The 12,632-nt window shown below is 38.6% G+C and carries 11 protein-coding genes and 1 other RNA gene; 3 read left to right on the top strand and 9 right to left on the bottom strand.

Features of this window, described 5'->3' with window-relative positions:
* Nucleotides 1-295: 295 nt before the first annotated feature.
* Genes rnr through J3U16_RS09585 form a run of 3 tightly spaced genes read left to right on the top strand, consistent with a single transcriptional unit; the run spans nt 296 to nt 4,076 of the window.
* Nucleotides 296-2,698, top strand: coding sequence for a ribonuclease R (gene rnr / locus J3U16_RS09595; RefSeq protein WP_267342958.1), 2,403 nt, complete (start codon nt 296-298; stop codon nt 2,696-2,698).
* Entirely contained in the window at nt 2,699-3,445 is a 747-nt protein-coding gene (gene rlmB, locus J3U16_RS09590; RefSeq protein WP_065733738.1) for a 23S rRNA (guanosine(2251)-2'-O)-methyltransferase RlmB, read from the top strand.
* Between the two features lie 13 nt (nt 3,446-3,458).
* A complete protein-coding gene (locus J3U16_RS09585; RefSeq protein ID WP_267337719.1) occupies nt 3,459-4,076 on the top strand; it encodes a hypothetical protein in 618 nt (205 codons plus the stop codon).
* A 324-nt stretch (nt 4,077-4,400) separates the two neighbouring features.
* Here the strand turns inward: J3U16_RS09585 and J3U16_RS09580 are convergent, their stop codons facing one another.
* The 9 genes from J3U16_RS09580 to epmA all read right to left on the bottom strand — a co-directional run bounded on the left by J3U16_RS09580 (nt 4,401) and on the right by epmA (nt 12,588).
* On the bottom strand, nt 4,401-5,861 hold the full coding sequence (locus J3U16_RS09580; protein WP_065733740.1) for a catalase: 1,461 nt from the start codon (nt 5,859-5,861) through the stop codon (nt 4,401-4,403).
* A gap of 227 nt (nt 5,862-6,088) precedes the next feature.
* Nucleotides 6,089-6,628, bottom strand: coding sequence for a 5-formyltetrahydrofolate cyclo-ligase (locus J3U16_RS09575; protein ID WP_267342957.1), 540 nt, complete (start codon nt 6,626-6,628; stop codon nt 6,089-6,091).
* A 28-nt stretch (nt 6,629-6,656) separates the two neighbouring features.
* A non-coding RNA gene (gene ssrS, locus J3U16_RS09570) (6S RNA) lies at nt 6,657-6,839 on the bottom strand.
* 65 nt (nt 6,840-6,904) lie between these two features.
* Nucleotides 6,905-7,189, bottom strand: coding sequence for a cell division protein ZapA (zapA, locus tag J3U16_RS09565; protein ID WP_267342956.1), 285 nt, complete (start codon nt 7,187-7,189; stop codon nt 6,905-6,907).
* A gap of 7 nt (nt 7,190-7,196) precedes the next feature.
* A complete protein-coding gene (gene dxs / locus J3U16_RS09560; RefSeq protein ID WP_370632601.1) occupies nt 7,197-9,059 on the bottom strand; it encodes a 1-deoxy-D-xylulose-5-phosphate synthase in 1,863 nt (620 codons plus the stop codon).
* Nucleotides 9,060-9,074: 15 nt separating this feature from the next.
* A complete protein-coding gene (gene ispA / locus J3U16_RS09555; RefSeq protein WP_220225753.1) occupies nt 9,075-9,944 on the bottom strand; it encodes a (2E,6E)-farnesyl diphosphate synthase in 870 nt (289 codons plus the stop codon).
* Nucleotides 9,937-10,176: an exodeoxyribonuclease VII small subunit gene (gene xseB, locus J3U16_RS09550; RefSeq protein WP_065563353.1), complete on the bottom strand. Its 240-nt coding sequence runs from the start codon at nt 10,174-10,176 to the stop codon at nt 9,937-9,939. Before xseB ends, ispA begins: the two co-directional genes overlap by 8 nt.
* Before the next feature lie 76 nt (nt 10,177-10,252).
* A complete protein-coding gene (gene rmuC / locus J3U16_RS09545) occupies nt 10,253-11,611 on the bottom strand; it encodes a DNA recombination protein RmuC (RefSeq protein WP_267342954.1) in 1,359 nt (452 codons plus the stop codon).
* Between the two features lie 2 nt (nt 11,612-11,613).
* Entirely contained in the window at nt 11,614-12,588 is a 975-nt protein-coding gene (gene epmA / locus J3U16_RS09540; protein WP_065563355.1) for an elongation factor P--(R)-beta-lysine ligase, read from the bottom strand.
* Nucleotides 12,589-12,632 lie beyond the last annotated feature (44 nt).

Genomic DNA, 12,632 nt, shown 5'->3' with positions numbered 1-12,632 from the left:
AGTCATTAAAAGTAAGCTGACTCAAGGAGTCAACGTCGTTTAGCCATAAAAAAAGCGATTTTGCGGCTAAGCGACGTTTAAATTACCCGCTTAGGCGGGTTTATTTTTGAGGTGTTTTATCGCAAAAAAAGTTGAGGAGCGGGGTTTTTGTAACGATAAAAAGCCGAACAAGCCTCTTTTCATCCCCTAAAACATTAAGTAACCCTTTTTTTAAAGTTCCAAAAAGCAATCTCCATTTTAAGTTATACAACTCTATGTTATCCTTAACGCAACATTCGATCACAGGACGTTCTATATGATAAAAGATCCATTTTATGATCGTGAGGCGAAAAAGTATGAATCGCCGATCGCCAGTCGTGAACTGATTTTGGATTATCTTACCAAAGAAGCAAAACCAGCCAGTTTAGAAAAAATAGCTAAAGCCGTATCAATCAAATCTGACGAACAAAAAGAGGCTTTACATCGCCGATTGCGAGCGATGGAACGTGATGGTCAGGTGGTTTACACGCGTCGTAAATGTTATGCCTTACCTGAAAAATTCGATATGGTTAAGGGTAGTGTTATTGCACATCGTGATGGCTATGGCTTTTTACGGGTTGAAGGTAAGCCGGAAGACTATTTTTTGTCACACGAGCAGATGAAAAAGGTTTTACAAGGCGATGTTATTTTGGCTCAGCCAATCGGTAGTCAATACCGTGGTAAGACTGAAGCGCGAGTGGTGCGGATTTTAGAGCCGCGTACTAATCTGATTGTTGGTCGTTATTTTATTGAGCAAGGCGTTGGTTTTGTGGTGCCGGATGATAGCCGTTTGAATTTTGATATTTTAATCGCTGGCAAGCCAAATCGTACGGTTAGAATGGGCTCAGTTGTTGTGGTTGAATTGCAGCAAAGACCTGAACGACGCCAAAAAGCGGTCGGTGTGATTAAGGAAGTGCTTGGCGAAATAATGGGCACGAATTTAGCCATCGATATTTCATTACGTAATCATGAGATCCCTTATGAATTTCCAAAAGCGGTTGAAAACGCGGCTAACAAGTTTAGTGAGCAAGTACCTGAAAGCGCTAAAAAAGGCCGTAAGGATCTACGTGATTTGCCGTTAGTAACCATTGATGGTGAAGATGCACGAGATTTTGATGATGCGGTCTATTGTCAAAAGAATCGTGGTGGTGGCTATCGTTTGTGGGTGGCGATTGCTGATGTGAGCTATTATGTGCGAACCGGTAAGGCGCTTGATAAAGAAGCTTGTTTGCGTGGGACTTCAGTCTATTTTCCGTCGCGCGTGGTTCCGATGTTGCCGGAAGTTTTATCCAATGGCCTTTGTTCGCTCAATCCACAAGTTGATCGCTTGTGTTTAGTGTGCGAAATGACCGTGTCGAATAAGGGGCGTTTGACCGGTTATCAATTTTATGAAGCGGTGATGAATTCACACGCGCGTTTAACTTATACCAAGGTAGCTAAAATTTTGGAAGGTGATAAGGATTTGCGTGAGCATTATCGTGAGTTGGTTCCTCACCTTGAAAATCTTTATGGTCTTTATAAGGTGCTTAATAGTGCTCGAATTGCTCGTGGCGCAATCGGGTTTGAGTCGGAAGAGCCTAAATTCATCTTCAATGCTGATAAACGTATTGAGAGCATTGAGTTAGTTCAGCGAAATGAAGCGCATAAGATCATTGAGGAGTGTATGATTTTGGCCAATGTTGCCGCAGCAAAATTGGTGATTGATGCTGAGATTCCGTCGCTATTTCGTGTGCATGATAAACCGGATGAAGATCGCATAAATAATTTACGCAGTATTTTAAGTGAACTTGGTTTGTCTCTCGGTAAGGGTACCAGTCCAAAAGATATCGCTAAGTTGATGGTTGAGGTTGAAGCAAGACCTGATCATGAGATGTTGCAAACGGTCATTTTGCGCTCAATGAAGCAAGCAATTTACGATCCTGAAAATCGTGGGCACTTTGGGTTAGCACTTGAGGAGTATGCGCACTTTACATCGCCAATTCGTCGTTATCCTGATCTGTTATTGCATCGTGCGATTAAATGGGTTATTGCTGATCAGCAACATAGTAAACAACATGATAAAACCGGTGGACACCGTTATACGACTAGCGAGATGCTCTATTTTGGTGAACACTGTTCAATGACCGAACGCCGAGCGGACGAAGCGGTTCGTGATGTCGTTGATTGGTTGAAATGTGATTATATGCAAGATCATGTCGGCGAGGTATTCAATGGCACTATTTCGAGTGTTGTTAATTTCGGCTTTTTTGTGCGATTAGATGATCTATTTATTGATGGTTTAGTGCACGTTTCTTCACTCGAAAATGATTATTATATTTTTGATGCATCACGTAATCGTTTAATTGGTGAAAATACCCGTTTTATTTATCGTTTAGGTGACAAAGTTCAAGTAACAGTCGTAAATGTTAATCCTGACGAGCGTAAAATTGATTTTTCATTGGTTGGCAGTAATAATAAGCCACAACGCCAAGGTAAGACAGCCAAAGATAAGGCTAAGAAAGTCGATAGTGATGCTGAACTGCCAGTTAAGCGCAAAAGTAAAAGCCAAGCTAATAGTAAAAAAACGGGCGCAAAGGTTGTCGCAAAGAGTAAAAAACGCAGTAAGCCAAAAACAGCTGCTAAAAAAACGTCTAAATCAGCATCGACCTCAAGTAATCAGAGAAAAAAGAGTAAAAAATAGATGAGTGAAACAGTTTACGGTATCCACGCGATTGAAGCTTTGTTAGCGCGTGCACCAGAAAGAATTATTGAAGTTTTTATCGTTAAAGGCCGAGAAGATAAGCGCCTTAATGCCCTTGTTCGTGAGTTGGAGCAGTTGGGTTTAGCCGTAAAAGTGACCAATAGGCAGTATTTAGATGAAAAAACGAAAAATGGCGTTCATCAAGGTATTTTGGCGATGGTTAAACCAAGCCGTGGTTATCAGGAAAATGATATTCCATTATTAATGGAGCAAAATTCCAATCCGATTATTTTAATTTTAGATGGTGTGACTGATCCACATAATTTAGGTGCTTGTATTCGTACTGCTGATGCCGCTGGTGTGAGCTTTATTGTTGTACCTAAAGATCGTTCTGCACCACTTAATTCAACCGCTCAGAAAGTTGCATGTGGCGCGGCTGAAAGCGTGCCAGTGGTTAGAGTCACCAATTTGGCGCGTACTATGCGTATGTTACAAGATGAATATCAAGTTTGGATTGTGGGTACTGCTGGTGAAGCAACCAGCACACTTTACCAAACTGACTTTTATAAAAATTCAACAGCATTGGCCTTAGTGATGGGGGCAGAAGGTGAGGGGATGCGTCGATTAACCAAAGAGCATTGTGATGAGTTAGTCAGTATACCGATGGCAGGTATTGTTTCTTCGCTTAATGTGTCTGTTGCTACCGGCGTTTGCTTATTTGAGATTGTTAGACAAAAAAATAAATAGTTAGAGTTATAGTATGTTAGGATTTTTGAAAAAGCTTTTATCAGGGAATAAAGAAAAAAATGCTCCGGCGCTGTCTGAGCGAGATTTGAATGGTCGTAATCGTGTCGGATATCCGACAATGCAATTATCGCGTGAGATTGATAATTTAGTTAAATTGAAATACCGTCCTCTTAAACGTGTAATTAAGGTGTATAGAGACACGCTGTTTTTTAAATGGGGTCCTGCAGTTATCAATAATACTTTATCAGATGAGCAGTTGGCTAATTTGTCCGGACGGAACGTTCAGATGGTTTATTTATTGCTGTTTCGTGATATGTTAAGACATATTTCAGGTTTAGCTAAATTTAGGCATTTTGCCGAAGATTGGCCGGAACAATTTGCGAATGAGTTATTAGATAATTGCAAAATGCTAGGCGATAGTGATGATGTTGATGTCGCTAAAAAAGAAGCGTTATTTGCTAATACTGAGCTTTATAATGTTGATACTCCCATCGATCCTAAACACCCAGAAAATACGCAAATCCCTGATTGGACAGTGCCATTAGCGGAATTAATTATGCTGCCACCGGATATGATTTATAAGTGTCATCGTCCTTTAATGGCTGCAATTGACCGTCGCAAAAAGCGCTAACTTTAACGATTGATTGAGTTGAAGCTGTAATATCGATTCACTCAATCAATTTTGTTAACTTAATTTACTTCCTTCCTTAAATAGCACTATTTATTACCAACAATTTTGCAATTTATCTTTGCAAAAATACCCACAGCAAATTCCTCTCACTGCTTGAATTTTGCATTTATACAATTCAATTTCTTTTGTCATAACTAGTCAGCCCGATAAGTTCGACAAAGTCTAACAATTATGTGAGGAGAGATAGTAAAGGTATTAACACTTATTTCTATTAAAATAAAGGTCAATGCCGACACAATGGTGTCGGCACGATTATTTTGCTTTTTAGCTTTTGATTAGATCAACTTCAACACCTAACCCTTTTGCTACACCTGAACCATAATCGGGATGGACTTTATAGAAGTGTTTAAGCTGTCTAATTTGAATATCACGATCGACGTTTTTCATCGAAGTGACAATATTATCAATAAGCAGTTGTTTTTGATCTGGACGCATTAAATTAAATAATGCACGTGGGTGCGAATAGTAATCACCATCAACACGATGATCGTGTTTATCCATTGTGCCGGCAGGGACATGCATCGGTGGCTCAGCATACTGCGGTTGTTGTTTAGGTGCACTATCAACACTATTTGGCTCATAGTTTGGTGCATTATCCGGCGTATAAAAGCGCATAGCTCCGTCACGTTGATAATTGTGTACCGGGCATTTAGGTGCATTGATTGGTAATTGTTGGTAGTTTGTACCGATACGATAACGGTGCGCATCAGCATACGCAAAAATTCGCCCTTGTAACATTTTATCCGGTGATAAGCCAATACCAGGTACAATATTACTTGGTTCAAATGCGGATTGTTCTACTTCAGCAAAATAGTTTTCCGGATTACGGTTAAGCTCCATAACACCGACTTCAATAAGCGGAAACTGTTTTTGCGACCAAACTTTAGTGACATCAAATGGGTTTTCTGGATGGTTATTGGCTTGTTCTTCACTCATCACTTGTATATAAAGTCGCCATTTAGGGTAGTTACCTTGTTCAATGGCATTAAAGAGATCTTCTTGCGCTGAATCAGGGTTGCTACCGTCGAGTTCTGCGGCTTTTTTAGGATGAATATTTTTAATGCCTTGTTCCGTTCTAAAATGCCATTTTACCCAAGTTCGTACATTATCTTTGTTGATTAAACTATAAGTATGGCTACCAAAACCATGCATATGTCGAAATCCGTCTGGAATGCCTCGGTCAGAAAATAGAATTGTTACTTGATGAAGTGATTCTGGCGATAAAGAGAAAAAGTCCCACATCATTTGCGGATCTTTTAAGTTGGTCTTAGGATCGCGTTTTTGGGTGTGGATAAAGTCCGGGAATTTGATTGCATCACGAATAAAAAATACTGGCGTGTTATTACCGACGATATCCCAGTTACCTTGATCTGTGTAAAATTTTACTGAAAATCCACGTGGATCACGTGCCGTGTCTGATGAACCACGTTCACCGCCAACAGTTGAAAATCGAGCAAAAACGGGAGTTTGTTTGCCAACTTCGGCAAAAATGCTGGCATAGCTATATTGAGTAATATCATTGGTGACGGTAAATGTTCCGTGTGCGCCAGAGCCTTTGGCATGGACTCGTCTTTCCGGGATATTTTCACGGTTAAACTGAGCGAGTTTTTCGATTAATTGATAGTCGTCAATCAATACCGGTCCACGAGGGCCAGCAGTGCGAGAGTTTTGATTGTCGGCAATAGGGGCACCATTATTGGTGGTGAGTTCTTTTTTTTCTGACATTGCAATACTCCTTATTAGATTGTAACTTTATAGTTAAAGAGTTGTGATTGATTTTATTGAAAAACTAATTTACTAAGGAATAAGATAAAGACGGTGATGCGTGTAAAAAAAGATATTGCTCGATTTATTATATAACTAAATTGGCTATTAATTGTAGAAAAACAAATTTATTATTTTTTAATCTAGTAATGAGCGATAGTGAATATAAAAATGGGTCCTTAACCAGATTAAGCATAAATGATTTCCGGTAATTTAACATCCCAATGCTGATTATCAACATGATCAACTTTTTGGCAGGCAAATGCTAGCCCAATAGGATAAATTTGCTGTTGTTGGTAGTTTTCAAGAAAGCGATCATAATAGCCACCGCCCATACCAATACGAAATCCTCGGTCATCAAAAGCCACAAGTGGCGTAAAGATGATATCAAGTTGTTCAATATCTATGATTTTAGTTTTATCGATCACTGGTTCTAAGATACCAAAGCTATTTTTTACTAGTGGTGTATTTGGGGTGTAATTTAAGAAGATTAGTTTATGTTCAGCAATTGGGACAGGTAAATAGACCGATTTATTTTGTTGCCATAGATATTCAATAATCGGTTTAGTATCGACTTCTCCATCAAATGATAAGAATATTGCAATATGTTGTGCTTGGCTGACGGCTGGATGGTCTTTTATTTTTTGGTAGATTATGGCTTGTGCGCTATCGCGTTGTGCCTGAGATAATTCACGTCTTTTTTGACGTATAGTTTGCCGAATGTCCATAAGTTTTTATTTGAAAGAGAGAAGGAATAAAGACTCCAAGATGCCGTTAGGGGCGTAACCCTTGAACCCGAGGTTCAAGGTGAATAGCATGTTTTAATTTTTAGGTTTCCTAAGTTAATTAGGCATACACACCAATTAAAAATCACACCATTCTAAATTAAAGATTATCGGCTCAGGGGACTAACCCATATCGCGAACATCTCAGAGATGTTTACTATGATACAAAATTTAGAAAATCATACAATAGTCTTTGTGGTTTATTTACATTTCATCTAACTAATTGCTAGTATTTAATGCGGAATCAAGTAATTGCTGTAGCATTTTTAGTCGATTTGCAAATTCATCGCTTTTTTCTTTTTCTTTCGTTAGTTCGTAAGAGATATTTAATGCAGCAGTCATGATAAGTTGATCGCTTCCAACTTGGGGGGATTTTTCTCGTAAATTTGTTAATCGCGCATCTAAATCTTTAGCGGCATTTGTAAGTGCGTCAACTTCATCGACTGGACAATTAAATTTTAACGTTCGCCCAAAAATCTGAACGGTGACAGCTTGATTTTCCATATTTAACCTATAGTTTGATAAATTTATTAATTTTGTCGATTATATGTTTAGCGTTTAATCCGACTTCATCGCGCATTTCTTGCTGTGAGCCTTGCGGGATAAAAATATCAGGCAATCCGATATTTAAAATATCACATTTTATTTTTTTCGATAACAAAAATTCATTAACAGCGCTTCCTGCTCCACCTTTGATGCTGTTTTCTTCGATGGTGACCAGTATATTATGGCTTTGGCTAATGTGCAAAAGGACTTTTTCATCAAGTGGTTTTACAAAACGCATATCTATCACTGTAGCATTTATTTGTTCGGCTACTTGTAAAACTTCAGGTAATAGTGTGCCAAAATTGAGTAAAGCGATCTCTTCGCCCTGCCGGCAGCATTTTGATTGCCCTAGTGGTATTGTTTTTAGTGGCTCTAAATGTGCGCCAGTGCCTTCGCCTCGAGGGTAGCGTACTAATGCTGGTCCATCATGTAAATAGCCTGTATAGAGCATTTGTCGGCATTCGTTTTCGTCACTTGGGGTCATGATGACTAAGTTTGGAATACAGCGTAAAAAGCTTAGATCAAACGCACCTTGGTGGGTTTCACCATCAGCCCCCACAATGCCCGCGCGGTCTATCGCAAATAAAACCGGTAAGTTTTGGATGGCAATATCATGAATGACTTGATCGTAAGCTCGTTGCAAGAAGGTTGAGTAGATAGCAACCACTGGTTTTAATTCGCTAATAGCAAAGCCGGCAGCTAATGTGACTGCATGTTGTTCAGCAATGGCGACATCAAAGAATTGATCTGGAAATCGTTTAGCAAATTCAGTCATGCCAGAACCTTCGCTCATGGCTGGCGTGATTGCCATTAGGCGTTTGTCTTGCTCTGCTATTTCACATAGCCAGTCACCAAAGATTTTGGAATAAGTTGGGGTAATTTTATTTGTGCTAGGTAATATTCCTTCATTTGGATTAAATTTAGGAACGCCGTGCCATAAGGTTGGGTTTTGCTCGGCTGGAGCATAACCTTTTCCTTTCTGGGTGATAATATGCAGTAATTGTGGGCCTTTTAGTTGTCTGACTTTTTGTAAGGTGGCAACTAATGTTTCAATATCATGTCCATCAACAGGACCAATATAGTTAAAACCTAATTCCTCAAATAAAATAGCCGGAGTGACTAAGCCTTTTAGGTGCTCTTCCGTTTTTTTGAATAGTTCTTTTAATGGTGGAATATTGGAAAGCACTTTTTTGCCACTTTCACGAAGTGAGGTGTAGGCTTTGCTTGATAATATTTGTGCCAAGTGTTGATTAAGTGCACCTGTGTTTTCTGAAATGGACATATCGTTGTCATTAACGATAACTAGCATATCTGGTTTTATGTGCCCAGCATGGTTCATCGCTTCAAATGCCATACCAGCAGTTAAGGCCCCATCACCAATAATAGCGGCGACTTTTTTACCTGACTGTTTTTTTTGCTCTGCGATGGCAATACCCAGCGCTGCACTTATTGAGGTTGATGAATGTCCTGTTGTTAATACATCATATTCACTTTCATTTCGGTGAGGAAACGGGTGTAATCCCCCTTTTTGGCGAATAGTTAGCATCTGATCGCGTCGACCCGTTAGAATTTTATGTGGATAAGCTTGATGACCTACGTCCCATATAATTTTGTCAAATGGTGTCTGATAGACGTAATGCAACGCGACTGTTAATTCGACCACACCAAGACCTGAAGCTAAATGACCACTAGATTGGCTGACACTGTCTAATAAAAATTGTCGCAGTTCCTGACTAATTGCTGGCAATTGTGCGAGCGGATATCGCCTAAGATCCGCAGGTGAATTGATTTGCTTTAATAGAGGATATTTGTCTAAATTCATTTTTATCATCTAGTTATTTAGTTAACTATTTCGATTAATAATAAAACCAGCAAGGTCTTGTAATGGTTGGCTATTATAAGGTATTTGCGTCAGACTATCGATAGCTTGTTGATATAACTTGTGTGTCATTTCGATTGCATTTTGTAAACCCATCAATGCTGGATAAGTGCTTTTTTCCAACTTAAGATCAGAGCCTTGTGGTTTACCCATCAGCTCTTGTTCACCAATGACGTCTAATATGTCATCTTGTATCTGGAATGCTAGTCCAATTGCTTTAGCATAGTTGTCTAACATTGGGTAATAGGGTTGAGCTACCTCATCGCATGAATAAGCACCGAGCCTTACTGCCGCTTGAATTAAGGCGCCAGTTTTATAGTTATGGATAGTTTGTAAATGTTCCAACGTGACTGTTTGGTGTTCTGCTTGTAAATCCAGTGATTGACCTAAACACATTCCAGCAAGGCCACTTGCACTTGCTAGTTCAGCAATCATTTTTATTTTACTTTGGTTGCTGATTTGTTGGTTTTCGGATAATAGGCTGAATGCTAGTGATTGTAGTGCATCACCAGCGAGGATGGCTTGTGCTTGGCCAAATTTTATGTGGCAGGTTGGTTTTCCTCGCCTTAGATTATCATCATCCATTGCGGGTAAGTCATCATGAATTAATGAGTAGGTATGCATCGATTCAATGGCAGCAGCAACTGAATCGAGTTTGGTTAGCGGACAATTAAACATTTGTCCGGTTAAATAGACCAGAATAGGGCGTATTCGCTTGCCACCAGCAAGCAGGCTGTAACTCATCGCTTGTTGCAAATTAGATGGTGCAAACTGCGAAATATATGTTGTTAGATAGTTATCAATACGTTCTTGTAATGGTTTTAGGCTATTCATTATTATCAATGGAAAATTCAGATAATTGTGCATCACTATTTTCAGATAATAAAATTTGGATGCGTTGCTCAGCTTCATTAAGTTGTTTTTGACCAGAACGAGCTAGTTTGATGCCTTTTTCGAATTCATTTAGTGCTTCATCTAATGGTAAATCGCCATTTTCAAGTTGAGTGACAATTGCTTCAAGTTGCTTGATGGTTTCTTCGAAACTGACTTCATTATTGTTTGACATATCGTACTCCTTCTTATACCAAATGAGTATACACGTATTTTTTATGATGGTGAATTAAGATGTTTTAGTTAACAATTTAACTAAGCTGTTCTTTTTCATTTTCAAGTTCATCAACTGATAGTTGAGCTATATCTGGATTAATTGGTTTTTTTACTTCAATCCCTAATTCCCTAAATCGTTCTATTTGACCAATCACGTTACCACGCCCTTTCGAGAGTTTGTTCATTGAGTTTTGATAGGTTTGTTGGGCTTTATCCAAACAGTTGCCTAGATTTTCCATATCTTCGATAAATCCACGTACTTTGTCATATAGTTTGCTGGCTCTATCAGCAATAAGCTCGGCATTACGATTTTGGTATTCAAAACGCCATAAATTATGAATAGTTCGCAAGGCAACCAATAGGGTAGTTGGGCTAACAATCATGATGTTACTTTTTAATGCATCATTGATTAATGATGGATCTTGATCGATGGCGGATAAAAATGCCGGTTCGACAGGAATGAACATTAGAATGTAGTCTAATGATTGAATGCCATTTAGTTTATGGTAATCTTTTTGACTAAGTTGTTTTAAGTGATTACGCACAGCAATTAAATGATCAGCAATGGCTCTAGTTTTTGTCTCTTCGTCATCACTATTAAAATAACGTTCATAGGCAACTAAGGTGACTTTGGAATCGATGACTACATCACCGCCTTGGGGTAAGTGAACAATTACATCTGGTTGTAGACGTCGGTTATCTTCATTAGTTAAATTAACTTGAGTGTGATACTCGTAACCTTGACGCAATCCGGAATTATCCAATATTTGACTAAGAATAAATTCACCCCAATTACCTTGGGTTTTGTTATTGCCTTTTAACGCATTGGTTAAATTGGTGGCTTCTTTCGTCATGAGTTCGTTAAGCTGTTGTAAGTTGCGAATTTCGTGAGTTAAGGTATGGCGCTCTTTGGCTTCATGACCAAAGCTATCTTGAACTTGCTTTTTAAAGCCTTCTAATTGTTGTTTAAGTGGTGAGAGTAAAAACTCTAAGCTTTGTTTATTTTGTTGCTCAATTTTTTTGCCACTGTGCTCAAAAATTCGATTGGCTAAGTTTTCAAATTGCGTGGTTAATCGTTGCTCGCTTTGTTCTAAAACGGTCTGTTTTTCATGTGCTGCATTGATAATCTCTTCTAAGCGCGTTTTTAATTCACTAATTTTGATATTTTGAGCAACATTTTGTTGTTGGTATTGGCTCAACTCTTGTTCTAATTGAGTGATATTTGCCATTAATGACTGATTTTCTTTATTTCTTTGATTAAGTTGTAAATCATATATGGCATGTAGGTTATTCGCTTTAAATTGCGCTTTTAGCATGGCAATTAGTAAGGCGATAATGGCAATAATTACAATAATGACTACTGCCCATTCACTTAAGCCTAAACTTCCTAACATGATTAAGCCCTTTCAAACGTGAATGAAATCACATCATCTAAATTCATTGCATCAAGTGCCAACATAATCAAGCGGTCAAGCCCAACGGCAACACCAGCACAATCGGGTAAACCTGCTTCCATAGCCGCGATTAATTCAATATCGATGTTTTGTGGTGGTAAGTTTTGATTTGCTCGATCAATATTATTTTGTTCAAAACGCATCTTTTGTTCTTGCGGATTGGTGAGTTCTTTAAATCCATTAGCTAGTTCAACCCCTTTGTAATAAAATTCAAAACGGCTTGCTACACGATGATCTTCTGAACTGATCGCTGCTAAAGCTGCCTGTGAGGCAGGGAAGTTATAAACAGCGATAGGTTTTTCTTGTCCAATATGCGGTTCAACGCCAAAACTAAATAAACATTGTAATAAGGTGTCGCGATCATAATCATCAGTATTGAGTTCAATATTTAGTTGTTTGATAGCTTCAACTAAAGTTGCGTGATCAGCTTCTAGTGGGTCAATATTAAGATGACGTTGGAATGCCTTTTGGTAAGAGATTCGTTCCGCAGGTTCACAATCTAGGATGCTTTGCAGTAGATCATCGACTTCGTTGATCATTTGCATCATATCAAATTGAATACGATACCATTCGAGCATTGTAAATTCAGGGTTATGATAACGGCTTACTTCTTCATGATTGCGAAAACATTTACAGATTTGATAAATCGGTCCACTGCCAGCAGCTAATAACCGTTTCATATGATATTCAGGGCTGGTGATTAATGACATTTTTCGCCCTTGTTGTTCATCGTTTTCACCAGGTTTTAAAAATAAGGTATGAAATGAACTAAGATGTACATCGGTTACCGCATATTGACTTAGGGTCGGGGTTTCCACTTCCAAAATACAGCGGTCAGCAAAAAACTGTCTTACTTTAGATACAATTTTAGCGCGCTTAAGTAAATTATTAATAGATGCAGTAGGTTGCCAAGTCATAAAAAATATCCATGCATATTGATTAATTTCTAAAAGACGAAATA

It is taken from the genome of Gilliamella sp. B3023 (genome assembly GCF_026536845.1).
GTDB classification, from domain to species: Bacteria; Pseudomonadota; Gammaproteobacteria; order Enterobacterales; family Orbaceae; genus Gilliamella; species Gilliamella apicola_E.
Note: the sequence above shows the minus strand (reverse complement) of the source record. Positions and strands in the feature narration are given on the sequence as shown.